The organism is Desulfosporosinus orientis DSM 765 (assembly GCF_000235605.1).
In the GTDB taxonomy this organism is placed as follows: domain Bacteria; phylum Bacillota; class Desulfitobacteriia; order Desulfitobacteriales; family Desulfitobacteriaceae; genus Desulfosporosinus; species Desulfosporosinus orientis.
Genome location: NC_016584.1, coordinates 3,334,265 through 3,359,728 on the forward strand (window position 1 = coordinate 3,334,265; position 25,464 = coordinate 3,359,728).

23 protein-coding genes and 1 tRNA gene are annotated in these 25,464 nt (G+C 41.7%); 4 read left to right on the forward strand and 20 right to left on the reverse strand.

Features of this window, described 5'->3' with window-relative positions:
- Window positions 1–22: 22 nt before the first annotated feature.
- Window positions 23–1,012, reverse strand: a complete 990-nt coding sequence (locus DESOR_RS15555; protein WP_014185532.1) for an electron transfer flavoprotein subunit alpha/FixB family protein — start codon at window positions 1,010–1,012, stop codon at window positions 23–25.
- A gap of 13 nt (window positions 1,013–1,025) precedes the next feature.
- The gene (locus DESOR_RS15560) at window positions 1,026–1,790 is read right to left on the reverse strand and encodes an electron transfer flavoprotein subunit beta/FixA family protein (protein ID WP_014185533.1); all 765 of its coding nucleotides are present in this window, start codon (window positions 1,788–1,790) and stop codon (window positions 1,026–1,028) included.
- 1,088 nt (window positions 1,791–2,878) lie between these two features.
- On the opposite strand from DESOR_RS15560, the gene DESOR_RS15565 reads away from it, so the two are divergent.
- Window positions 2,879–3,595 (forward strand): Crp/Fnr family transcriptional regulator, encoded by a 717-nt coding sequence (locus DESOR_RS15565; RefSeq protein ID WP_014185535.1) that lies wholly within the window; start codon window positions 2,879–2,881, stop codon window positions 3,593–3,595.
- Here DESOR_RS15565 and DESOR_RS15570 read toward each other — a convergent pair.
- The 9 genes from DESOR_RS15570 to DESOR_RS15610 form a co-directional block, all read right to left on the reverse strand.
- A complete protein-coding gene (locus tag DESOR_RS15570; RefSeq protein ID WP_014185536.1) occupies window positions 3,545–4,186 on the reverse strand; it encodes a 4Fe-4S dicluster domain-containing protein in 642 nt (213 codons plus the stop codon). The genes DESOR_RS15565 and DESOR_RS15570 overlap by 51 nt on opposite strands.
- A 216-nt stretch (window positions 4,187–4,402) precedes the next feature.
- Window positions 4,403–5,062, reverse strand: coding sequence for a phosphate signaling complex protein PhoU (phoU, locus tag DESOR_RS15575; RefSeq protein ID WP_014185537.1), 660 nt, complete (start codon window positions 5,060–5,062; stop codon window positions 4,403–4,405).
- A 47-nt stretch (window positions 5,063–5,109) separates the two neighbouring features.
- Complete coding sequence (gene pstB, locus DESOR_RS15580; RefSeq protein ID WP_014185538.1) at window positions 5,110–5,862, reverse strand: phosphate ABC transporter ATP-binding protein PstB; 753 nt, start codon at window positions 5,860–5,862, stop codon at window positions 5,110–5,112.
- 31 nt (window positions 5,863–5,893) lie between these two features.
- The gene (gene pstA, locus DESOR_RS15585) at window positions 5,894–6,739 is read right to left on the reverse strand and encodes a phosphate ABC transporter permease PstA (RefSeq protein ID WP_014185539.1); all 846 of its coding nucleotides are present in this window, start codon (window positions 6,737–6,739) and stop codon (window positions 5,894–5,896) included.
- Window positions 6,736–7,617, reverse strand: coding sequence for a phosphate ABC transporter permease subunit PstC (gene pstC / locus DESOR_RS15590; RefSeq protein ID WP_014185540.1), 882 nt, complete (start codon window positions 7,615–7,617; stop codon window positions 6,736–6,738). Before pstC ends, pstA begins: the two co-directional genes overlap by 4 nt.
- Window positions 7,618–7,870: 253 nt before the next feature.
- Window positions 7,871–8,752, reverse strand: a complete 882-nt coding sequence (locus DESOR_RS15595; protein ID WP_014185541.1) for a phosphate ABC transporter substrate-binding protein — start codon at window positions 8,750–8,752, stop codon at window positions 7,871–7,873.
- Window positions 8,753–8,849: 97 nt separating this feature from the next.
- Window positions 8,850–9,542, reverse strand: a complete 693-nt coding sequence (locus DESOR_RS15600; RefSeq protein ID WP_014185542.1) for a response regulator transcription factor — start codon at window positions 9,540–9,542, stop codon at window positions 8,850–8,852.
- A gap of 146 nt (window positions 9,543–9,688) precedes the next feature.
- Window positions 9,689–10,837 carry a UDP-N-acetylglucosamine--LPS N-acetylglucosamine transferase gene (locus tag DESOR_RS15605; protein ID WP_042331305.1) on the reverse strand — a complete coding sequence of 383 codons (1,149 nt, stop codon included), beginning with the start codon at window positions 10,835–10,837 and terminating at the stop codon, window positions 9,689–9,691.
- A gap of 2 nt (window positions 10,838–10,839) precedes the next feature.
- Window positions 10,840–11,547, reverse strand: a complete 708-nt coding sequence (locus DESOR_RS15610; protein WP_014185544.1) for a zinc dependent phospholipase C family protein — start codon at window positions 11,545–11,547, stop codon at window positions 10,840–10,842.
- Window positions 11,548–11,907: 360 nt separating this feature from the next.
- Between DESOR_RS15610 and DESOR_RS15615 the strand changes: the two genes are divergently transcribed.
- Both DESOR_RS15615 and DESOR_RS15620 read left to right on the forward strand, forming a co-directional pair.
- A complete protein-coding gene (locus DESOR_RS15615; protein WP_014185545.1) occupies window positions 11,908–14,067 on the forward strand; it encodes an EAL domain-containing protein in 2,160 nt (719 codons plus the stop codon).
- Window positions 14,068–14,077: 10 nt separating this feature from the next.
- Complete coding sequence (locus DESOR_RS15620) at window positions 14,078–15,811, forward strand: methyl-accepting chemotaxis protein (protein WP_014185546.1); 1,734 nt, start codon at window positions 14,078–14,080, stop codon at window positions 15,809–15,811.
- A gap of 138 nt (window positions 15,812–15,949) precedes the next feature.
- Here DESOR_RS15620 and DESOR_RS15625 read toward each other — a convergent pair whose 3' ends face one another.
- The 5 genes from DESOR_RS15625 to DESOR_RS15645 form a co-directional block, all read right to left on the reverse strand.
- Complete coding sequence (locus DESOR_RS15625; RefSeq protein WP_014185547.1) at window positions 15,950–16,423, reverse strand: acyl-CoA thioesterase; 474 nt, start codon at window positions 16,421–16,423, stop codon at window positions 15,950–15,952.
- Between the two features lie 113 nt (window positions 16,424–16,536).
- Window positions 16,537–17,289, reverse strand: a complete 753-nt coding sequence (locus DESOR_RS15630) for an alpha/beta hydrolase (protein WP_014185548.1) — start codon at window positions 17,287–17,289, stop codon at window positions 16,537–16,539.
- A 39-nt stretch (window positions 17,290–17,328) separates the two neighbouring features.
- The gene (locus tag DESOR_RS15635; RefSeq protein ID WP_014185549.1) at window positions 17,329–17,658 is read right to left on the reverse strand and encodes a nucleotide pyrophosphohydrolase; all 330 of its coding nucleotides are present in this window, start codon (window positions 17,656–17,658) and stop codon (window positions 17,329–17,331) included.
- Between the two features lie 197 nt (window positions 17,659–17,855).
- Window positions 17,856–18,230 (reverse strand): hypothetical protein, encoded by a 375-nt coding sequence (locus DESOR_RS15640; RefSeq protein ID WP_014185550.1) that lies wholly within the window; start codon window positions 18,228–18,230, stop codon window positions 17,856–17,858.
- Window positions 18,231–18,425: 195 nt separating this feature from the next.
- Window positions 18,426–19,085 carry a DUF1847 domain-containing protein gene (locus DESOR_RS15645; protein ID WP_014185551.1) on the reverse strand — a complete coding sequence of 220 codons (660 nt, stop codon included), beginning with the start codon at window positions 19,083–19,085 and terminating at the stop codon, window positions 18,426–18,428.
- Between the two features lie 206 nt (window positions 19,086–19,291).
- On the opposite strand from DESOR_RS15645, the gene DESOR_RS15650 reads away from it, so the two are divergent.
- Window positions 19,292–20,455 carry a DUF4317 domain-containing protein gene (locus tag DESOR_RS15650; protein WP_014185552.1) on the forward strand — a complete coding sequence of 388 codons (1,164 nt, stop codon included), beginning with the start codon at window positions 19,292–19,294 and terminating at the stop codon, window positions 20,453–20,455.
- A 121-nt stretch (window positions 20,456–20,576) separates the two neighbouring features.
- Here the strand turns inward: DESOR_RS15650 and DESOR_RS15655 are convergent.
- From DESOR_RS15655 to DESOR_RS15670, 4 genes are all read right to left on the reverse strand, one after another.
- Window positions 20,577–20,652, reverse strand: a tRNA-Lys gene (locus DESOR_RS15655).
- A gap of 105 nt (window positions 20,653–20,757) precedes the next feature.
- Window positions 20,758–22,161 carry a dipeptidase PepV gene (pepV, locus tag DESOR_RS15660; RefSeq protein WP_014185553.1) on the reverse strand — a complete coding sequence of 468 codons (1,404 nt, stop codon included), beginning with the start codon at window positions 22,159–22,161 and terminating at the stop codon, window positions 20,758–20,760.
- 66 nt (window positions 22,162–22,227) lie between these two features.
- A complete protein-coding gene (locus DESOR_RS15665) occupies window positions 22,228–24,270 on the reverse strand; it encodes a penicillin-binding protein (protein WP_042332360.1) in 2,043 nt (680 codons plus the stop codon).
- 240 nt (window positions 24,271–24,510) lie between these two features.
- Window positions 24,511–25,461, reverse strand: coding sequence for a rhomboid family intramembrane serine protease (locus DESOR_RS15670; RefSeq protein ID WP_014185555.1), 951 nt, complete (start codon window positions 25,459–25,461; stop codon window positions 24,511–24,513).
- Between the last annotated feature and the right edge of the window lie 3 nt (window positions 25,462–25,464).

Here is a 25,464-nt window from a genome sequence, read left to right on the forward strand (position 1 = left end):
TAAGTAATTCGTTATTCAATTTTTATTCACTAACCAGCTTTTTAAACTCTTCTGTAAGCAGCGGTACTACTTCGAATAGATCTCCGACAATACCATAATCTGCTACGTTGAAGATATTAGCCTCTGGATCTTTGTTAATAGCTACAATGAATTTAGAAGAGCCCATACCTGCTAAGTGCTGGATTGCACCAGAGATTCCGCAGGCAATATAAAGGGTTGGAGCAACGGTTTTTCCTGTTTGTCCAACTTGGAATTTATGCTCTTTCCAGCCTGAGTCGACTGCAGCACGGGAAGCACCTACAGCCGCACCAATGACGTCAGCCAATGCTTCGAGAATAACATAATTCTCGGGACCTTTCATACCACGTCCGCCGGAAACGATGATGTTAGCCTCTGTAAGTTCAGGGCGTTTGGAAGCTGCAACTGCTACTTCCTTAAGAATGGCTGTCAAATCTGCTGCATCAATCTCTGCTGCTTCTTTAACAACTTCAGCTTGACGGGAAGCATCCGGAGGAGTTACAGGGAAAGTATTAGGACGGATGGTAGCCATAATCGGGCGTACGTTGGAAGTAACGTGAGCAAATGCTTTACCTGCATAAACTGGGCGTTTGAATGCTAAGAAGTTAGCAGAATCAACTTCCATTCCTGTGCAGTCAGATGCTGCTCCAACACCAAGACGTTGTGCCAAGCGAGGAGCAAGGTCTTTACCAACAGCCGTATTTCCGATTAACACAGCTTGAGGCTCTTCTTTACGAATGATCTTGTTGAGTACGGAAGTATAAGCACCTGTCGTATATTCAGCCAACTTAGCATCGTCTACAACGATGACTTTGTCAGCACCAGCGGCAGCAAGGGTTGGAACAAGCTCGTCAATGCCTTGGCCGAGCACAACAGCTACAACAGACTCGCTGGTTTGGTCCGCAACTTTACGGGCTTCACTGAGAAGTTCTAATGAAACTTTACGAATTTGCAAATTGCGTTGTTCAACAACAACCATAATTCCTTTTGCCATTTTTATTCCTCCTTTACAGAACCTTAGCTTCTTCGCGCAAGAGTTTTGCTAATTCACTGGCTGCTTGGGCAGCGTCGCCATCGATTTTACGTCCGGCCTTACGAGGGGTAGGCAGGCTGTATTGATTAATAACCATTTTCAGATCTCCAGCGCTAAAACCAAGATCGGCAAGGGTCATTGTCTTTAATGGTTTTTTCTTTGCTTTCATAATACCGGCAACAGATGGATAGCGGGGCTCGTTTAAACCTTTTTGAGCAGTAACGACAACTGGTAAGCTAACTTCGATTAACTCAGTTCCACCGTCAATTTCACGAGTAATTGTTGCTAGAGTTCCAGCAATTTCGAGTTTAAGAACACTGCTGACAGAAGGAATGCTTAATGCTTCCGCTACACGAACAGGAATCTGGCTTCCACCATCATCAATAGCAATACGTCCGGCTAAAACGATATCATGGGGAATGTCTTTAACAACCTTAGCCAGGATCTCAGCTACACTAAATTCGTCGATGCCTTCTCCGGGATCGCTTACCAACACACCTTTATCTGCCCCCATTGCCAAAGCAGTGCGGATAGCTTCTTGGGCACGTTGACCTCCCATGCTTACGACCGTTACTTCGCCACCGAATTTTTCTTTGAGTTTGATTCCTTCTTCAATCGCATACTCATCGTAAGGGTTGATGATTAAATTAACCCCATTGGTATCGATTTTACCGTTAGCATCTAGTACGATTTTTGCCTCAGTATCAAATGTTTGTTTGATGAAAACGACAATATTCACACTGTTTCCTCCTTACTGCAACAAAATTAATACTTACAGAATATGACTTTTGATAACAATGCCTTAAGTCTCACACACTTAGGATCTTTGACTCATAAAGTCCTTCTCCATTTTTTAATACAGTTTTTTTCTAACACCCCCTATAAAGCGTGAGAAGGAATTTATTTTCCAGCACATGTATTGTAGACTCTGACTAGACGCAGGCTAAGCAGAGTTACCAGCAATAATACCCGGATAAGAAAACTCCCGTTAGTATAAAAAGGCACAAATTAATATTTGTTTCACATATTAAGATTTTTTAATTCTAGTTAAAATAAGGCCGTAAACGTAATAAATTGCACAAGCTTTTTTATGTTTACCGTTCCTCACAAATTAAGACTAGCATCGAGTGATCAATAAGTCAATATAGCCATAATTAAGAAATTATATAGCCAACTTTGTTCCAGTTTACTTCACCCTTTGTCAAGAGATTGTTTTGATTCTTAAGTCTAATTTAATTCAGAATTATTGATGTTATTTGATTATTCGACTAATATTAGATAAATCCTTCTTTTCGCAAAATTTATTTACTATTTTTTAGAAAAAAATTATAAAGAGAAGTGGGGAAACCTCACTTCTCAAAATTGATTTATTGGAAAGAATAAAGTTATCGACTTGAAATTGGTTTTTGAATATTACGTTCCTTCTGGGTATCAAATTCAGAATAATGAGGATCTCTAACCGTTACCGGTGATTTCGGCCGTGACACTTTCTTGTGAGCTCCCATTATAATCCTCCCTTTTTGTACATTTAAGAGTGAATTCCTCCCTAGTTTTCTCCTGCAATATGAATCATATGCTTGTAAAATTGTGTTAGTTTGCTTTGACCTGTGATTTCCCAGCTTTTCCTTAAATTATCCGTGAATTGTGCTATAATGTAGAGAAACTTGGCCAGAGACATGCAGATAGGCTTTGCACTTGTTAACTTAGCGGCAAAGGCAGCTCATAATTGCATGTGCTTAATCATATACTAATTAGTTTTGTTTTATGCCCTGTGTATAGAAATCTTCAGCCGGCGTAATGATGGTTTAAAATAGTTGGGAGGATATAATGATAACAGAGCAACAACTTAGGGATATCTTAGCAAGCCAATTCTTTTCCGGAACTATGCCTCCGGAATTTGTTGATTTTTGCCTTGCTCACGGACGAATTCGTCATTTTGCACCAAAACAATACTTATATTTTGCCGGGGATGAAGCAACAACAGTCTATTTTCTCATTGCGGGAAGGGTCAGGCTTTACTTAATGGGCGAGTTTACGGAGAAGATTATTCGCGTCATCAATCCCCCCATCTTTTTCCCCGAGGTAGTCTTGGACGACAAACCCTATCCCCATGCTGCCCTTTGTATCGAAGAGATAGATGTATTGGCCATCGATAAGCAAATCTTTAAACGATATCTGGAAAGCAATCCATCCTTACTTTGGCTTTTTATCAAAGAACTTGCTTTAGATTTACGTCGTTCTTACCGACAAATTCGCAACTTATCATTAGGTGATGCCCGTTTGCGTTTAGGTGCTAAATTATTTGCTTTAGCCCATGTACATGGTCAGAGTTCCAAGCATGGTGTGACCATTACCATTCCCTTATCTGCCACAGAACTGGCAGGTATGTGCAGTCTCGCCCGTGAGTCTGTTAGCCGGATATTATCCGAATTAAAGGAAGTTAAACTCATTGAAATACAAAAGAAAACAATTACGGTATTAGATATGGAGAATTTACGGACTTGGATTCACGAACGGGCAGCTCGCTCTCAATCCCTGGATTGAATTTGCTCTGTTTTCGAGGAAGTGAGTTAATCGTTCATGTGGCAATCCTTGTTTAATATAATCTTCTAAGCTATCTGTTACCCATGCAATCACTTCTGCATCTGTCAAAGCTTGCCCTGCAAAGGTGGCAAAACGAGGATGCCTCCCCACCCGACCTCCGATTCGTAAATTCCAGCCACTTTCTCCTGGAGCGATTGTTCCTGACAGACATACCTTTTGACAATTCCCACAGGCAAGACAGCGATCCTTGTGGATGATGACACCCTCGGGAACTAATGTAATGGCATTTTCTAAACATCCCTTAACACAAGCACCGCATTGTAAACAAGGGTTATCGCTAATTCGGGGAGATTCATACCCTGAAATACTAAAGTCTTTAATATCCGGCTGAGAGCAGCCATTAGGACAGCCTGCTATAGCAATTTTCGGAAGATGATGATGAAGTACAGGACTAAACTTTTCTTCTTGTACTGTATACAAATTTAAATCTATTAATTTATGATTTAAGGTTTCATAAAGCTCATCCCACTTGCGTACTGATTTTGGACAATTGGGACGACAATGTTCAAGTTTAAATCCTAAGTTTTTCATGTTTATTCCCCCAGAAAGTACTGCTTGTATTATCTTTCTGAGGTAGTTTAGCAAATATGCATGGTATTTGGTGTGCTTACAGTCACATAGTAAATTTATGGAATAGAGTTTTGTAGAAAAGAGTGCTCCCGGGTCGGCGCTTCTTTTAAGAAGTACAAAAACCTATAACTAATGCCTTCAGCATAGTTATAGGTTTTCCTTTACTTACTTTAAAATCTATTCATTCAAATCCATGCGCTTGCCGTTGCAGATGAAGATAATTTCTTCGGCGATATTTGTGCAGTAGTCCCCTAAACGCTCTAAAAAGCGGCTGGCAAAGAGCAGGTAGTTTGCTTGGGTTACTTTATGGGGTGCTTCCATCATAATTGCTTTGAGTTCCCCAAATACACCAGCATAGATTTTGTCTATTTTATCATCCATTAGGGCCATTTCTGCCGCAGCTCCACAGTCTTCATCCACATAGGCCTTCAAACCGACAGTTATCATTTCCTGCACTAAGGTACTCATGCGGGGCAGATCAATGAGTGGTTTAATTAACTCTTCGCGACCGATTCGGATGGTTATTTTGGCGATATCGACGGATAAATCCCCCATTCTCTCCAGATACATTGAGACCTTAAAACCAGCGACAAGCTTGCGCAAATCCCTCGCAATGGGCTGTTGAGTTGCAATTAATAAAATACATTGCTCTTCAATGTCTGCCTGCAAATCATTAATCTCTAAGTCTTTCACAACAATAGCATTAGCTAACTCCAAATCTTGATTTACCATGGAGGTGACTGCAAGGCCTATTTGTTCATTCACAATTCTTCCAAGGTCTAAGATTTTCAAACGTAAATCCACCAATTCATGATCGAATTTTTGACGTGTTGGCACTATTAGACCCTCCTCTCTAACTCTATCTTACGTTCAGTATCCAGACATTATCCAAACCGGCCTGAAATATAATCCTCCGTTTTTTTCTTAGCGGGCCGAGTAAAGAGAATACTTGTCACATCTTCTTCAATTAAATCCCCGCTCAAGAAGAACGCGGTTCTGTCCGAAACCCGGGAAGCCTGATGCATGTTATGAGTCACTATAATAATAGTATATTTGTCTTTTAATTCTGCAATCAGTTCTTCAATTTTCATGGTTGAAATGGGGTCCAGAGCTGAGGTAGGCTCATCCATAAGCAAAATTTCCGGACCAACGGCTAAAAGGCGCGCGATACAAAGTCTTTGCTGCTGTCCCCCCGAGAGTCCTAAGGCTGACTCATGTAAACGGTCTTTCACTTCATTCCATAATGCGGCGTCTTTTAAACTGCTTTCAACAATCTCACTTAATTTTCGTTTGTCCGTTTCCCCATGAATTCGCGGACCATAGGCAACATTTTCAAAGACGGATTTTGGAAAGGGATTGGGATGCTGGAACACCATGCCTACTTTCTTACGCAGCAAAACCACATCAGTATCAGCATCATAAATATCCTGGCCATCGATCTTAACCTGCCCTATGATCTTTACACCCGGGGTTAAATCCTGCATACGATTAAGGGTGCGCAAGAAAGTGGACTTACCACAGCCGGAAGGGCCGATAAGCGCGGTGACACTTTTCTCCTTCATCGTGAGGGATATATTATTTAAGGCCTGTTGCTCACCGTAAAAGAGGTCTAGGTTATTGACCACAATTTTATCCATATCAACTCTCCTTAATCTCACTTTCTAACCTTTAAGCTCTTTTTTTGCCGAGTAGACGAAATTGCAGCCAACGACTTGGTAATGTTAAACAAAGGTTGAAGAAGATAACCATGATGATTAATAAAGCGGCTGTACCGTCAGCAATTTGATCGGCATTGGTGCCTGGCAAAGGATTAGATTTAACTGCAAATAAATGAACGGCTAAGGTCTCTCCGGCTGCCATAGGATTCACATCAAAGAGTTTTCGGGATACGTTCATGCCTGCCGTAAAAATCAAGATAGCAGTTTCTCCCAAGGCCCTGCCGGCGACGAGAGTTACTCCCGTAATCAGGCCCGGCAAAGCGGTAGGCAAAACAACTTTGCGTAAGGTTTGCCACATGGTAGCCCCTAAAGCTAAACTGGCTTCCCTGTAACTACGGGGCACTGCCCGCAAGGATTCTTCCGTAACACGGACTAAAATCGGTAAATTCAATAAAGCCAGTGTGGCTGATCCTCCTAAGATGGTAAATCCTAAACCAAACATATTCACAAAGACAATCATGCCAAAGAGACCAAAAACGATGGATGGTACACTGGCCAAACTCTCTGTGCTTAAACGGATCAGATCTGTAAACTTATTCTTTGGCGCATATTCTGCCATATAAATTCCTGCCCCTAAACCAATAGGCAGGGAAAAAGCCAAAGACATAAACAATATATAGAAGGAATTAAATAATTGCCCTCTCACTCCATCAGGTCCGTTAAAGAATTCCCAAGATAAATAAGGAAGCCCTCGTCCTAATATCAAACCTAAAAAAGCGATTAACAGAGCAACAATGAGGAAGGCTCCCGCCCAAAGAAATACACTGGCAAGGCGATCTGCTCGACGAGCTTTCATCGGACTGCCCCCTTTCGTGAAGCTGTGCGGACAAGAATAATCATAATCAGAGCAATTATTAAGAGAAGAAAAGCCATCATAAATAAGCCGTTATTCCAAGTTGAACCATAAGGGGTATTGCCCATTTCCATGACAATATTGCTTGTGAGCGTAGATGTAGGGCTTCCTAAAGAATCAGGAAAACGAGGGGAATTACCGATGACCATCTGGACAGCCATAGTCTCTCCTATGGCTCTGGCCATAGCGAGAATCAGCGCTGTTAAAATCCCCGGAGATGCCGCCGGGACAAGAACTCTGCGAATGGTTTGCCAGCGCGTAGCTCCTAAGGCTAGGGAAGCTTCTTTGTAGGTTTTCGGCAAGGAGCGCAAAGCATCTTCAGAAAGACTGATCACGGTGGGCAAAATCATAACAGCTAAGACAATACCTGCAGCAAGCATCCCGTACCCTGTGGCGGATTTGGTAATATCCCGGGTAAAACCTACGACGACGGTAATACCCACATAACCATAGACTACCGAGGGAATCCCAGCAAAAAGATCCGTGGCAGGACGCATAATCTTTCGTATCCAGGGTGGGGCAATCTCGGCCAGAAAAACAGCTCCAGCCAATCCCAAAGGTCCTCCTAAAAGAATGGCGATAAGAGTAGTTCCGATGGAGCCGACTACAAAGGTCAGAGCGCCATACTGACCGGAATCCGGACTCCATTTACTGCTCGTAAAAAAGTCTAAGACACTTGCTTCTTTAAACATGGAAAGACCTTGCATGCCTACGAACCAAATGATACAGAGGATGATTAAGGAGACTAATACTGCGCTGCTAATAAATAAGTATTTTGATATGCGATCGTTATAATAGACCTTTGATTTATGGTGAGGCAATCTGTCACACCTCCAGATTATTTTGCAAAGCTAAATGCCAGCATGGCTTTACACAACCTAACAATTTAGCATGTAATAAGTTTAACTCATGTCTGTAAATTAACGATTAAGCGAATGTAAAGTTCAGGTTAAGTTATAACGACCTAATTAACATAATCAGCAAAAGACACAAGCGTTCTCACCCACTTTAAAAGTCGAAATGAGAACGCTTGATCTCGGTTTACTACTTATATTTAAATGTAGTGAGGCTAATTTACTTCTTCATTTTGCTAACGGGGATAAAACCGGTTTGCTCAACAAACTTATCTTGGAATTCGTTGCTCATGATGTAATCCAAGAAGAGCTTAACAGTTCCGGTAGCTTCACCTTTGGTATACATGTGTTCATAGGAATAGATAGGATAATCACCATTCATCACGGCTTCCGGTGAAAAGGCTACGCCATTGAATTTTAAGGCTTTAACAGTGTCTTTTAGGTAAGCAGCATCAATATAGCCGATAGCTCCCGGGGTATTAGCGACGCCGGTGAGTAAGTTGCCTGTAGAATCTTGAGCTGCTGCTGCATCTGTCATCTTTTGACCGTCCATAACAATCTTTTCAACATTTAAACGGGTTCCGGAAGATGCTGCACGTCCAATAATGGATATTTTTTCGTCTTGACCCCCCACATCTTTCCAGTTGGTTATTTTTCCGGTAAAGATATCAGCTGCCTGAGCTTTGGTTATGTTATCAATGGTTACGTCCTTGTTAACAATCAGCAAGAAAGGAGCAACGCATACTTGATGGTCAACCAATCCTGCACTTTTTAGTTCATCAGGAGTAATAACGTCTGAATTGCCGATCTCAATGGAACCGCTGGCAACATTGTTTAAGCCTGTCATAGAACCGCCGCCGCTCAGGTTTACTTGAACGCCGTCATTTTTTGCCATAAACTCATTAGCAGCTAATTTGACCAGAGGTTGGAGAGCTGTTGAACCGGCAGAAGAAATGGTTTTCTTGTCAATAGTTGTAGCGGTGTTTGAATTATTGGATGAAGCTTCTGGAGTTTGTTCAGCGGTTTTTCCGCATCCGGAAAGAACTAATAAAGCAATAAGAGCGGTGCTGACAAGAGCAATTTTGGATTTCGATCTAAACAATTTTGTTTCCCCCTTAATTTTTTTCTCATGTACAAGTCTGATTATAATTGAGTTCTGTAAAGTCCCAATGAATATAATGTAAAGTTTGCGTTAAAATTCAATTTTTATGCCTGTGTGTAAAGGTGTAACCCACTCCGCGGACTGAATCCAGGACCGGACCTAACGGTTTCAGTTTATTCCGCAGATGACTGATATGGACATCCAGCGCTCTGGTACCTGAACTGGAAAGGCTGCCCCAGACCTTTTGGATCAGATATTCTCTACTAAAAACTTGGTATGGATTCGATACGAAAAGAACCAGGAGTTCAAACTCTTTGACGGTTAAATTCAATGGCTGATCGGCTAAGCTAACCGTATAGCTTTCCTTCATGATCACTAAATCGCCCCAGCGCAGAAGATTATCCTTCGTTTCCATTTTTCGATGAACCTCTCTTAAGCGAGCTTTGATTCTTGCGGCCAATTCTCTGGGACTAAAGGGTTTGGTTAAATAATCATCAGCGCCAAGTTCCAAGGCGACAATTCTGTCTGTAACATCACTGCTGGAACTTAGTAGTATAATTGGGATAGCTTCAGTATCTTTGTGAGCGCGCAGTGTTTTCGTAACATCAAATCCATTCAGCAGAGGTAACGCTAGATCGAGGATAATCAGATCAGGTTTTTCTTTCTTAGCTATTTCAACCCCTTGTTCTCCGCCGGAAGCAGAAGTAACTAGAAAACCTTCTCTTTCTAAACTTATCCTTAAGTCTTTTTGGAGCTTAAGTTCGTCTACTATAACTAAAATATTGGCCATAATAAAACTCCCCTCAATAAGGCCCCCCCTTTGCTCAATTAAAATTCACATCCAACATCTTTATTCTAATTGACAAATGTAAAATCTTAATGAACTGAAGGTAAAATTAAGGTTAAATAATAAGGCCGATTGTTAAGAAAGCTTAATTAAGAAATCCGGCTGGCTTGACTTTCTAATAACAGTTCAAACATTTCATTTACTGTTTTTTCCGCTGACTGAGACGGTACAGCAACGGCTGCTCTTACTCGCATTCTTTCGATGACTCGCGGATTATTCAAATAGTAGTTTATAAAATCCATTAACTCCTTTTCGGAGTTAGCGGTCTGCCCGGCCCCTGAACGAAGAATAAACTCAGCATTTGCTTCTTCCTGACCTGGAATGGCTTTATATATTAGGAGAGGCAATTGTTTTTTTAGAGCCTCTGTGACTGTTAACCCGCCTGCTTTGGTAATTATCAAATTGGAAACTGTCATAAGTTCTTCAAGATTATGAACGTATCCCAAACGGATCATGGGATTGGGTGATTGGCCGCTTACATCAGCTAATGATTTATACAGCTTACTATTTTTACCGCATACAACAATCGATTGAATGGGTACTTCAGAATTGGACAACTTTGTGCAAATTCGTTTGGTGGTTTTTACTCCCCCATAATCACCACCCATAAGGAGAAATATGGGTATATCCGGGTTTAAGCCTAATTTGTTAATTAGGTTTACACGTTCTGTTTTCAGTTCAAACTTCGGATTGACAGGAATCCCTGTCACCAGAATCGATTGTTCCCGGATTCCCCAACTCAACAGAATCTCTTTTACTTCCTTACAAGCAACCATGTATCGATCAACCCCCGGATGAATCCAATGGCTGTGGGCTGTATAATCGGTTATCACCGTAACCAGAGGAACTTGCAGGATTTGTTCCGATCTCAGCTGAGCTAGTATAGAAGAGACCGTTGGATAAGTACAGACAATCATATCCGGGGAAAGATCTTGAATAAACTTAAGAAATTCTTTGCGCCCTAATTGTTTTAAAAATCGTTGAATCCTGGAGTCGGGATGAAATTTAGCCGTTGTATCATAAAATTTACCCCAAAGTTTCGGAGTATGTTTAATCATCTCAATATAGAGGTTCTTCGCCATAGCATTAAAACGCTTACTGAGAAAATCCCCAAAATCAAGATGAGTAATCTCTGCCGACGGTTCTTTGGCTTTAATGGCTGCGATAACCGCCTCTGCGGCTTTATAATGTCCGTTCCCAAATCCCGCAGAAAAAACCAGAATCCTCAACTGCTTCAACACTATCCCTTCCTCTCATCTTTGATGCGGTTATGAATAAGATCCAAAAATCCTGCAGAAGTAGCGATGGTCAAGGGAATTAATAATTCCGATGCCCTTCTGTAACTTTTTTCAGTGCTGTTATGTTTTAAAGAAACTAGGGGATATAAAGGTCCTGAATAACGGGCGTTATGCTCAATCCACTGGGCCGGGTGAGAAAAGGACAAATACAAACCACGTTTTGCCTTGAAGGCTTCACAGTTTTGAGTGGCCCAAGTTTCAAATTCTTTATGCCCGTCAAAGACAGCTCCCAGAGCATGATGAGGGACACAAACATCCTGAACTAAATGCAAAGCCGCCCCTAAGAAAAACATTCCTTTATCAGCGTCCTTGGGGAATAATGACAAAGCTTTATTGAAGTAGGATTGGCACTCTGTCACCGCACCCGGCCAACCCATGATTCCTTGCTTTTCAGGATGGATGTAAAAATGATTGACATTTTTCCAGCCGCGATCCGCCCAATATAAGCCTTTCGTCAGCATGGCATGATGGTTATGAAAAAATCGAGCTGCTTCCCCTTTGCCGTCACTTTGTAAAACCTTATAGGCTTGGTTCAGACACTGAACATGAGTAGCGCCAGGGGAATCAAGAAAATATTGCAAGGGACCGGCGGAAGCAAGAATTAACTTTGTCATTTTACCAAGTGTCTGACCAATAATCCTTTCATTCATAGTCAACCCCACCTTTCTAATAAAACTAAATTCTACTTTTCAGCACTAGTAGTAGCAAACTTTCTTATCAATAATTTTAAGTGACGACTGTAAAGAAACCATTATTCCTTTGTTAAAAATCCAGGGATTACTGTTAAATTAAAGTTATCTACTTTCTTGTGAATTATTTAACATATTTACTTATTAATATTTATTAATTTTAAACTTATTAGAATTAATACAAATCATTCAATCAGAGGATAAATTTAACATGAACTTAATATTCCGTTCATTATAGCTTTACATTAGGCCCTTATTATTAAATAAGGATGTACATAACCAGGCTAATTTTACGACTTATGATCAAGAAGGAGTTTGCATATGTTTAAGTCCGTGGATATAAGCCAACGAAAACTATACCGTTTAATTAGAGAGGACAAAATTGTCTGGGTATTATATCTTGATATCGTTAAATTTCAGGAGGTGGAATTTCGCTATGGTTATAAAACCTGCAGACTAATCTTAGACGAAATTGAGCGAGAAATAAGTCAAACTATGAAAAAACAACGCAAGCACTACCTGTATTCTCATTTTGAAAGTCGAGGCGGGGATGATTTCGTTGTTTATTTTATCCCGGGCAAGACGATCCCCTGGAACATAACGGAAGTCAGTGAATACTGGATTAAACCTTTGGAAGAACGATTTAATCGCAGAATAAGGAAATTGGTTAATGAAAAGATTAGCCTACGTTCAGGTATTGCTCAATGCCTTAACGAGCCTGGCCGGAGTCCGGATTATTTGCTGTATGCCGCAGTCAAAGAAGCTTTTCTCCTTAATAAATCCGAACCTGATCCTAATTTTTTTGCCCGACGCCGGGAAATTGCTAAAGTCATTGATGAACCTGACCAACACTTAAAATCCGCATTTCAACCCATTATTGATTCTGGCAGCGGTGAAGTCTTTGGTTTCGAAGCCTTGGCCCGTTTGCCGGAATCCAAATGTTTTAACAATATTGCTGACCTCTTCCCCTTTGCAGAAAAGATTGGTCAGCTTTATCCTATTGAAACTATTTGCCGGCGCCAGGCCATTGCTGCCTTTCCTGCAATTGCCCAAGATAATGAACGACTCTTCCTAAATATTAATCCTCTAGTTCTTATAGATCCTGAGTTTGCCTCAGGGCATACTAGAAAATTGCTTAGTGAAAGAGGTTTGACTCCTTCCGACGTCGTGCTGGAAATCACGGAACGCAGTGCCATTGAAGACTATGCCACCTTCCGGGATGCACTGGATCACTATCGAAATCAAGGCTACCTCATTGCCCTGGATGACGTAGGTGCTGGTTATTCCTCTCTGCAGTCTGTTGCCGAACTGCACCCGGATTTCCTTAAGATTGACCGCTCTTTAATTAAAGGAGTCAATGCCGACCCTATTAAATGGGCTTTGCTGGAAACCTTTGTGACCTTTTCCAAGCGGATCGGCTGCCGCATCATCGCCGAAGGGGTTGAAACCACTGAGGAAATGCGCACTGTTGTACAATTAGGTGTAGATTACATACAGGGATACTTTGTAGCGAGACCATCCCTCCAACGAGGGGAGATTAACCCGGACATCACGGGCATACTAAATCCTAAACATCGTCTGAAAACTCTAGAACAAAATTCCGTCCTGTCCATGGTTGAACCTTTGCCGCTTTTCACGACTCATACCCTGGTTAATGAAGTCGAGACCTATTTTCGCGAACACCCTCATCAATGGCTGGTGGGAATAACCGAAGACTCTCGCGTAGTTGGGGTCATGCAGCGGGACAAGCTTTTTGCTGCTCTCGGCACACGCTACGGAGTCACACTCTATCTGGAACGCACAGTTTCAATCCTAATGGATACCAATCCCTTAATTGTAGAAGACACCACTCCTTTAGAAGTGGTGTCAAGTATTGCTATGCAGCGTTCCGGTTCCCAAATCTACGATGGCATCATAGTGGCTAATCAGCGCAAACCCATCGGGATGGTTTCCGTTGCCAATTTGATTAAGACAATGGCTGAACGCCAAATCCAAATAGCGCGAGGAGCCAACCCGCTCACAGGTTTACCCGGCAATTTGCGTATTGACCAAGAAATCCGGCTGTATCTCGATCGAAAAATAACCTTTGGCCTCATTTATGTGGATCTAAATAAATTTAAATATTATAACGATCGCTATGGTTTTCAGCAGGGAGACGAAGCTATCAAAATGTTAAGTGAGGTCTTGGTCAATGCTTCCGAAAACTTTTCTGAAGATACCTTTGTAGGACATATTGGCGGTGATGACTTTATTACTATTTCCTCACCTTCTAATTTAGAAAGGTTAGCTGTTGACATACTCAAACATTTTAATGAGTCTTCCCAACTAATAACCGGGACCGAACACCTCAGCGTTGCTTTAGCTGGCCTGGTCATAAACGCCGCCGACCAAGCTTGGACACCCTTACTCGTATCTGAACGGGCCGCCCAAATTAAGAAAGAAGTAAAGGCTATGGGAGGTAACTCATATTTACTGAGATAGGGGGATAAAAATGAAGAGGCTGAACCTCAAATGGTTTACCAACTGGAAAACCTTCTATAAGATAAACGCCTTAGTCCTGGTCATGGTTATTTTTATGCTTGGCTTGAGTTATATGGGATACTATTATTATCGTCAAGCCAAGGTAGCCATGAATGAAGTCTATGATAACTCCTTAATGGCAGTGAAGTTAATTAATGAAGCTAATGCCAATGTTCGCATGATCCGAAGTGTCAATATTGAACTATTATTAGCCCCTCTGGACTCGGCTCAAAAGCAGAACCTGCTTATTCAGACATCTGTATTAATGGGCTTGATTAATGAATCCTTAGATAATTACACCCCTCTGGCCAAAGAGCCCTTTGAAATTTCCAAGCTGGCTCAAGTACGAGAGGATTTAAAAAACTACGACACGGAATGGCAGCAGGTTATTCTTCTCATGAATCAAAATGATCACGCCGGAGCCTATAGCCGCTATTCTATGAACATAACCCCAATCATTGATGACATAAATACGTTGTTTCCCCAACTGGTAGAATTCAGTACTCAGAAAGCCAAGAGTACCATTGTTCGGGAAAACCTTAATTTCGAAAATGCAGAAATAATGTTATTTGGCTTCCCCATCACCGCTGCTGTCCTTGCCTCTGTCCTTGGCGCCTTAGTAGCACGAGCTATGTCCAAACCCTTGCAAAAGATGCTGGTCAGTGTTCGAGAACTAGCTGCAGGTAATCTTAAAGTAGAGCAGATCAGCCTTCAATCCAAAGATGAGATTGGACAACTGGCTGAGGCTTTTAATCAGATGATCCTTAGTCTTGCTGCTTTAATCAGCAGAGTTTCAGTTTCTTCTCAAGAAGTCAATTCCTCTGCTCATCAACTCCATGCCATTACCAAACAAGGTTCCATTGCCTCCGGGCATATTGCTGCAGCTGTTACAGAAGTTGCCGCAGGTACAGAAAAACAAGCTGCCTCTGTCAGCGAAACTGTGTCAGCCATAGAGCAAATTAATGCCAATATTCAAATGGTCGCAGAATCGAGCCAGCGTGTTACTGCACTTACAGCCAAAACCGCTCTGACTACAGAAGAGGGGCAAGGTTCTCTGACTCAAGCTATGGAACAAATGAACAATATCAATACCAGCACTCAAACCGTAAAAAATGCCATTAATATGTTAGCTGACAGTTCTGAGCAAATAGCGGGCATCGCTCGTTCTATTAGCGGTATTACGGATCAAACCAACCTCCTAGCCTTAAACGCAGCTATCGAAGCTGCACGAGCCGGCGAACACGGACGTGGTTTCTCCGTTGTTGCTGATGAAGTGCGCAAACTGGCTGAAAAGGCAAAGGCCGCCACAGCGGAAATCACAGCTTTGGTGGTCGTTAATCAAGAAAATATTGCTCATGCTGTCATGGCTATGAACCAAGAAGAAGCTCATGTTAGTACCGGAATCGATGCGGTCAACAAAGTAGGTTACGGCCTTAATGACATTTTAATCAGCATAAGCGAAGTCTCAGCACAAGTGGCCACTATCGCAGCCTCCATTCAGCAAATGGCAGGGGGCAGCCACCAAATTGTTGCCGGTGTTCAAGAAATTGGCGCCGTAAGTCAGGGTACTGCTGAGCAAGCAGCCAACGCTTATTCAGAAATTGAGGAATTTACCGCCTCTATTGATGAGATATACCTTTCCTGTCAGAGCCTGACCAACTTAGCTGCCAACTTACAAGCCGGGATCAGTCATTTCAGAATCTAACCGGCACGAATCATAATCAACTAAATACAACAAAAATGCGGTCGCTGGATACCAGGCCGCATTTTTGTACTTATCAATAGTATAACTTTTTGTTGCTTACTGCAAGATGGCAAATAAATAGAAAAACTCTGTCTAATCTTATCTATTATTTCTGGCTTTTTTAGTCGCCAGATACCTTTGCCGCCCTTCCTCAAACAAAGTGCGTTCTTCTTCATTTTCCAGAATCAATGGCGGAACTTGCCGTGATTTTCCCTTGTCATCTATGGAAACAAGGGTGAAATATGAGGTTAAGGCAGTCTTTGCCGGTTCATCCTTTGTAGTATCTTCTACAGTCACTGTAACGGAAACCTCCATAGAACTATTGCCTACAAAGGTCAATTTTCCGTAACAGGTCACCACATTACCAACGTGGATAGGGTGATGAAATTCCAATTTGTCCACTCTGGCAGTCACGACATTGGTTCGGGCATGCCGCTGGGCAGCCACACCCGCGGCACTGTCCATCAATTTCATAATTTCACCGCCATGGACGTTGCCAAAGGGATTAGCATGCTGCGGTAACATGACATTCGACATAATGACTTGCGAATACTTTACAGTTTTACCCTCCATCACAATTCCTCCATTACACCTCATCTTATCCAAACAGACGACTTTTCATTTAACAGCTTGTCCTAAAATTCGGATTCGAATCCGAATTTAAATAGAGCATGGATGTCGATAGTTTAGTCACCCTTGAAAAAGTAGACTGCAGCATCAATTACCTGCTTCCTTCCGCCAGGAATCATAATGCGGTGGTCTGCACCTTTGATCTCAGTCAATCTTGCTCCGAATAGCGTGGCAAAACGCCGGGCATCCACTACTGAGGCAGTCTCGTCAGCGTCACCGTGGATCATCGCGATCTCCCCCATATCTGGCCGGCAGAGTTTGAAGAGGTCATTTGCCTGAAGGTCGTCATCAAATTCCCTCGTGATCTTTAACGGCTGAACAAAGCCAAGATCCAGGAAAATATAGCCTTGCTTGCGAAGCTGTGAATACTTCTCCTGAGAAATTTCCTTCCTGAACAATCCCGGCATATCCACTGCTGCACAGCGCAAGAAGGATTTCTTTCCCTCATGTCTGCGTGTTGCTAAATAGACCAGATTAATGTATGCACCAAAGCTCGATGAGAAGTAGGCAATCTCTGTATTGGGTCTGAGTTTGCGCACATGAGCTTCCACCGCGGCAAGATCATTCAAACAGTTGCCTATTCTAAGCTCTTTGCCGTCCACCGGACTCTCGCCGTGGGCGGGAAAATCAAAGCTATAGGTTCCTATGCCGTATTCTGGCAGCGCCGCTGCAATGGCCAGGGCCGTTGGACTTTCCTTGCTGCTCCCAAAACCATGGCTGATAATGACAGCCATCTTCTCTCCCCTGGGTAAATTGTTCAGGCCAGGTATATTGTAACCGTTTAATCCTCGGATGATTTCCTTATTCATAACACCCTCCAGTCTTCACTTTTACCGGCTTTTTTGTATCTAAAGTTCATTGTATTTTTTATTCGACCCATATGCTTTTTCCACAGGATACTTTTCTCCGTTCTTTTTCATCTTTTCGATAATTGCTTGTTGAGGATCAATCTTTAATTCATTTGAGAGCAGCAAAGCATAAATTAACACATCTGCCAATTCATCTTGAATTCTTGCATAATTGTTACTGACGCTCTCCTCACTGGTTTTCCATTGAAAATTTTCTAATAACTCACTAGCTTCTATGCTTAAGGATATGGCCAAATCCTTAGGATTGTGGTACTGCTTCCAATTTCGCAAATCTCTAAACTTAACAACCTTCTGAATTAACTCATTCATTACTCGTCACCACACATTCTTTCCTATAATCCATGGGGCTCTGAACAATACCTTTATAATAGTTTAAATGCGCCTCTTTGAAATTCCTCTTTCAAAAGCAAAAAAGACGTTTTATACAAACGTCATATCATTGCCAGAATTCAATAATCTCTTAACACTCCTGCATCATAAGCCTTTCCTTTCGTCATACAAAAAATCTACCACCGGGGATCGATGATGTCATCATCCTTAACTTTATAATTCAACTTCTTCCCAACAAGACTTGAGAAGAACAACATTATTTTTTGGTTCTTATAGTTAATGAACTGAGGAATATCGTGTTTAACAACTTGAATGATTCCTTCGGAATTGATGGTTAGCTGACAAAGAAAGTCTGCAACATCCCTCTTATCTTCATTGTAGTAGTCTTTAAGAACAAAGTTCATTGCACCATCCTCTTCAAAGATTTCTGAATCCACGTAGCCTTCAACGGGCATGATGTCTGCCAGTATCTTCTTCATTTCATCAAGTTTAATCGTTGAATCTTCAAAGCAGCAATCTTTGATTTTTGGGTTAAAATTGTTGTTTGTCATATTTATATTCCTCTTTAGGCCTTTATCTTAATTAACATTATTAGCATTCGTTAAAAAAGCTATACCTCTTATGGCATTATCTAGACTTGGGAACAAATTTTAGGCAACCCGATTTTTTCTTGTCTTAACCCATGAAGAAAAAAATAATGATTTCTGACAAAAGTATACCCCCTAATAATAGGGGGCATTGTTCTCTTATTCAGTGTCATTTTCTTCAAGCAATCTCGTATAGTAAAATCCGCTCGTATATAACGCTCCCGCCGGATTATGGGCCAGAACGCGATCCTTAGTAATCAGGGTTGTCACAGGTGCATCCGAATACTTAATAAATATTGAGTCATGACCAACACACAGCCCAACTATCACATTTAAATCGGTCTTCTCCTTATTAAGCAGCTTTGCTTGCAATACAGGATTACATAGGGATTCATGGGTATCTTTTTTTATTTTAAACTTTTCGTCAATACCGATGGCTGTTTTGTCAGTTGAGCTTACCTTACAGATCACACAATAACTTTCCAGCCCTTTGGCCTTAAGTATCTTTGCAAAGGTTTTAGCTTCATTCATTAAACCAACACAGGTGGCAATGCCAATTTTTTTCGCCTCAATTCTTTTAGCGAAGAGAACGATTTCTTCTACTCGAGTAATCTTACCAAAGTATGTTCCCTCAATCTCTGCTGCCGCATGGGAGAACTTAGCAACGAACTCATCCTTTAGATAATGCCTATTCGCATCTTCAATTATTTCCTGATCAGTATTGGTAGTGAGGCAGAATTGTGGAAAGCTTTTTTCTTGCCTATAGCAGTTTATTAGTCCGCAGTCTGAGCAGCTTAGATTTTTTGTTTCATCACTCATTTTTCAAACCCCTTTTTAGATTGGCTCAATCACCGACTAAATGTTACTGTCATCCCTCCTTCCGCCAGCTGAAAATTAAACCTTTACGAAAGTTCTTCAAATTTCTTTCGATTCCTTCTTTTTTAATTCAATTAAAGCGAATCTATATTGCTATCAACAATGAAATTTGCTATTTTATAAAAGCAGCTTGCGAGGAGGAATATATCATGAGAAAAAAAGATGTATCAAGTATTAGAAAAGAATTTAAATTGGATAATACGAAATTAAAACTTGGCGATGTAGTAAGTATTTACGTAAAAGGAGATATAAAACAAATCATCGGAACCGAAAAAGAGTTTTTTGAAAGGATGGATACTGAGAAACAAGAACTCTATCTTAAAAATTTTAAAAAACTGCTAACGGGACAACTTGATTCCAAAGTATTTGAACTCGAATTTTCGGATAATAAATTAGGACAAAACCCTACCCAAAAAGCTTTACTAGATACCCTTCAATCCAGTGATTTTATGGAACAAGTTCAAGCTATAGCTCATAAAATTATCAGTAACTGTGATTACCAAACTGATTATATGATTTCCTTTCTAAGAGGTGAAGTCTATATACCAACCAAAATAGAACCAAGGTCAGACGAATCAGGCATAGATGACGAAGTCTTTTCCTTTAGATTTTTTATGGGATGTATTAACCCTGTAACTATTCCTAAAACTGCCCTCAAATTTGACTTTGAAGTTAGAACCTTTAAAGCTGATATTCCCATGGACGTGATTATTAACCTAACTGCCCCCTTAGACGGATTTATGTTTCCTTCATGGCAGGATAATTCAGCAGATGTAAATAGTGTGGTGTATTACTCAAATAAAGCCAATACTCCCAACCTAGAGTTTTTAACAAAGGTCTTAGAATGTGATCTCCATTCAACAGCTCAAACAGAAAAGGAACAATTCCTTGAAATTGTTCAAGAAGTTGCGGGTAAAGAGATTGAACCTGAGAAAATTGCTAATATCTATGAGAGCGTGAACTACATTTTAACGAGGAATGAAGAAGAAGAAAATAGTGAAATTCCCTGTGTGGGATTAAAGGATATGGAAAAGATTCTACAATCCAGCGGAGTTGAAAATACACAAGGTTTAGAAACTGCTTTCATGAAAATCACAGGGACGGATAAGTATGAGTTTAAAGCACCAAATATCGTCCCCAGCTTCACAGGAAAATCAATTAAAATCGAAAATAATACAGTTAGCATTTCTGTTAGCCCACAAGATCTAAAAAACATTAAGCAAGTCAAGAAAGATGGACGGCGGTACTTACTCATTGAAATTGATGAAACAGCTAATCTCGAAGGTTTCGAATTAAGCACTGAAACGATTTAAAATCTCGGGATATTTTAACGCTTACATAGAAACAAGCAGTCCCAATACGAACGCACGCGTTCGTATTGGGACTTTGTATAAAAACAAAAACCCGCAAAACTTTGCGGGTTTTAATCTCCATTGGTGCGCCACCCAGGATTCGAACCAGGGACCTGCCGATTAAGAGTCGGATGCTCTACCAGCTGAGCTAGTGGCGCGAAGCAACAATCATTAGTATACAGATTGACCATAGGGTTGTCAATAACTTTTCTCTTATGTATGGATTTTTATTTAGTGATATACCTATAAATTGAGAAAAGAGGTTACAGGCTTTTGGATCCCGCTGCCAGGTTAAGAATAGCTTGAGCATAAACCTTTGCGGTTAACAGGAGATTATCGACGGAAATAAATTCATCAGGACAATGAACCGCGTCAGGTTCACCAGGAAAGACCGGACCGAAGGCGACACCCTGAGGAAGAGCTTTAGCATAGGTTCCTCCACCGATAGCAAAGGCAAAAGGTTCGTACCCCGTTACCTCTGAGTAAGCCTTGAGCAAAGACTGAACTAAGATACTCTCTTTTGGGACGTGATGAGCTTCTTGATGGGCGAGGATTTTGACCTTATATTGTTCGTTTTGAGCAATTGACGCGATGGGGTCTAAAACATCGCTGCTTTGAAAGGTGACAGGATAGCGAATATCAAGGACAAAACGTATACTTTGAGAGGTCCACTCCAGAATTCCTACATTGAGGGATAATTTACCGGAAGGTTCATCTTCAAAGTTAATACCAAATCCTTCCCCGTAGAAGCCAGTTCCGGGGTATTTTAAAATAAAAGCGATTTGCTTTTGTTCCTCTGGACTTAAGGGCAAGGTTTGTAAGAATTGCAAGGCAAAGAGAACAGCATTTTTGCCATTTTGAGGCAAGCTGCCATGAGCACCGGATCCTTGGATAAGAATTTTGATTATTTGATCTGCCTCATAGCTCTCTATAGTACCGCTGACTCCTTCCGGAAATGAAAAGCCCTTTAATGCCTGAAGAGTATCTGGGTAAGAGAGTCCTTTCAAGACGATGTCGCAACGGTCAGGTACAACATTAGCCCGTTCTCCTCCCTGTATCCTGTCGATATGAGGAAAAGAGATGGGATTATCTTTGGATAATTCAAGATGTAGAATTCCTTTTTCAGCATGGATGACCGGGAACTCAGCATCCGGTGCAAAACCGATTTGAGGTACTTCTTCCTTTTTAAAATAATAGTTCATATCCTCCCATCCGGATTCTTCATCCGTCCCTAATATGAGACGTACTCTCATATTCAATGGGATACCGGCATCTTTAATAGCTTTCATAGCAAAAAGGGCAGCTAATGTCGGGCCTTTGTCATCTAAAGCGCCTCTGCCTAAAATCTTGCCATCAACAATAGCAGCATCATAAGGAGGTACCGACCAGCCATCCCCCTCCGGAACAACGTCCAGATGACCTAAGATACCTAATAAGTCTCCTTCCCCCATTTCAATATGACCGGCATAACCGTCAACATTTTTAACGGAAAAACCCATTTCTTTACCTAAAGCCAAGGTCCAATCTAAAACTTCTCTGACACCTGGACCAAAGGGTGCCTCCGGAGCGGCATGTTCAATATCTTTGACACTTTTAATCCGGATACATCCTTGAACGGCGGCGATTAAATCTTCTTTCATTGCATCTATTTCTTGGTTCAAGCCCATTTTGTCATTCCTCCAAAACGATTTATCAAGTGATCCTAGCATACCCTAATTGAGAAATGTTGATGATTAGGACGATGGCAAAGGTAAAAATTTAACGTCAACAGTGGCACCTTTAATGACAACCTTTCCCGGTTGAGGAGATTGCTGATTAACTAAACCGCTTCCGGAAAAGTTAAAATGCAGTTCAGACTTGGCCAGAGTTTCCCCGGCCTGGCGCATAGTCATGCCCGTCAAATCCGGAACAACCGCTTCACCGTTTACTGGTGTACGCTCAGGGACTACAGGCTGGGGGGACGGCCGGACGGCAGAATCCTCGGGAGAAATGGTAACCGTACTTTGGGTGTCGTTAGACACCGGCATGCCATAGTATTGAAGAGCCCCTTCGATAATAGCTTTTGCCCTGGGCCCTGCTAATGTCCCCCCTTGATGCCCTTCCTCCGTGTGGGGCGTATCAATAACCACAAGCACAGCTATCTTGGGATTTTCCGCCGGAGCATAGGCTGCAAAGGAAGCAATAAAGTCTGTCGTGGAATAGCCGCCCGTTTCAGGGTCTACCTTTTGTGCCGTACCTGTTTTTCCCGCGACTTTAATGCCAGGAATTTGGGCAGTATGTCCAGTTCCGTCAGAAACAACTTGCTCCAAGATATTGGTCATTTGGGCAGCTGTTGACTTTGAAATAACTTGTCGTACCGGAGTCGGTTTGTGTTGCTCTATGACTTTTCCATCAGCGGATGTGATTTTATCCACGATATAGGGGCGATAAAGAGTTCCTCCGTTAGCAACGGCTGATATGGCTGTCAATAGTTGAATCGGAGTCACGGAATTAGCTTGACCGAAGGACATGGTCGCCATATCAATGTCCCGGATTCGGTCCTCGGGCAATAGTATGCCGCTTTCTTCTCCGGAAATGTCAATCCCGGTTTTTGAACCAAAGCCAAAGGCTTTTAAGTACGTCTCAAAGGCTGGTTTGCCCAATTTCTGACCTACTTGGGCCAAAACAACATTGGATGAAAGCATCATCCCTTCTGTAAAAGTAGGATTACCGTGAGGTTTCAGATCCGAATCCCAGTTTGTAATAACACGCGGCGGAACCCTTAAATAACCTGGATCCTCGAATCTATCATCCGGTTTGACGGCCCCTTCTTCCAGGGCAGCCGCACCGGTAATGATTTTAAAAGTGGACCCTGGTTCATAGGTCATGCTGATCGCCAAATTACGACGGACTTCAGGGCTGACCTGATTGTAATTCGTAGGGTCAAAGGATGGCCGGGATCCCATGCCTAAAATCCTCCCGGTCATGGGGTCCATGGCCAGAATTGTAACGCTCTTGGCGTTGGTTGATTTTATAGACTCATTTAATTGTTGTTCAACATAGTATTGAATTGTAGAATCCAGAGTTAGAGTAAGGGACTCTCCAGGCCGGGACGGATCCTCTTGGTTAAGGGCATCGACAATAGAGCGTGCTCGAGTATCTTGCTCTTCAGACTGAAAACCGGGTTTGCCGAATAACTCTTTATCATAATAATACTCAACCCCCTCTACACCATGCCCATCTTGATTGACTATCCCCAGGGCAGAGGAAGCAAACATTCCCATAGGATAAACCCGTTTTGCTTCGTCATCGGTCCCTACACCCGGAATTTTCAGAGCCATTATCTTATTGGTTTTGTCAATATCCACCTGATGGGCAATACTGACCCAAGAGAGGTTTTTATTGAGTTTATCTAAAATACCTTGTGAATCAATTCCTAAGATTTCTCCAAGTTGTTTGGCAACATCCTCTTTTGTGCCTTTAAACTGTTTTTTTTCAATTAAAGTGCTAAGTGTATTTGGATCAGCGAATATTCCTTTGACAGGGATACTTTGAGCCAAGACATTCCCTTGTGCATCATAAATCGTACCTCGATCCGGTTTCAGACGTTGATCAATGGTACGGCGTTCAATACCCTTTGCCTTAAGGTCCGATGCTTTGACAACTTGAAGAAATACTAACCTGCCGAAGACAGCGATTATGATTATTAGCAATATAATCTGGATCCAGCGATCGCGGGAGAAATAATGAACCTCCGATATGTTTTTCCTCAAAGTCCCCCTCCTCTCTTCATCCATTATAACATTTAGAAAGGATATTCCTAGCGAAATGTTAATAAATCCCAAACAAATCTGTTTTCTCTTAATAATTGTTCATTGTCACGAAAAAGAACTTACGCTTTCCTAACTAACGATGACCTTTTAAAAGTCACCTTGCTAAGAAACCGCAAGCTCTTGAATCTATTTTGTCCTGCGCCAACAGAAAAATACACGACTTAAAAGAGGTATTTTTATGTAATAATGGAACAGTTTTACCCATTAATTGGGGTTCATGGAATGGTTCAAGAGAATGCTCGACAGTAGTCCTGTCAACAATCCGCCAAGGTGAGCAAAATTATCGATCCCCGGCTGAGTAAGACCGAAGCCAAAATTGATGACAAGTACAAGTACTAAGTTCATACCTAAGCCTGATTTCCATAACCAAGGTCGTTTTAAACTGTAGTATAAGAGAGCTCCTAACAAGCCAAAAATCGCTCCGGAAGCTCCTGCCGATAAACCGGAGGTAAAGAAAAAGCTGGCAATGGAGCCGCCCAGACCACTTAAAAGGTAAATAACAAGAAAACGCCAATGGCCAAATAGTTTTTCGGTAAATGGCCCCAGGACCCATAAGGCATAAAGGTTAAAACCGAGGTGCAGATAACCGATGTGAATAAACATGCTGGTAAAAAAGCGCCAAACTTCCCCTGCTAAGATCAAGGAGTTGACTTTGGCACCAAAGGCAATAAGAACCTCCCGATTTTGGGATCCTCCCGCTAAGGTCATCAGGAAAAATACGACAAGGTTTATGCCAATAAGACCGTAGGTAAGAAAAGGAATAGAACCTTTACCAACTTCCTTACGGGGCTCCGCCTGAATAGGTTTGCCTTGGGTTAAATCCTTTAACCAAATAGGAATTAATGAATCCTTCGCAGGCGGGAATGGAAAGAGATTGCCTCGCTGGGTATCCCAATACCAAAGCTGGATTCCGGGAAAATAGTTATTCTTTAGATCGGAGGAATCAATGCCTTCCGGACAAAACACAATAACATCCCATTGGCTAATACCTGGCTCATGACTAAGCAAGGGCTGGATGTCAGGAGGAAGTTGGCTCAAGTTGCCAAACAAAAGTCCTCGTTTTTGAGAGTCGTATACTGCCGATACCCAATTTTCCTCTAAAGCTGATACCCTCCAGCCGGATTGCTGGAGAGTCTTTATCATTTGCGCGAACATAGC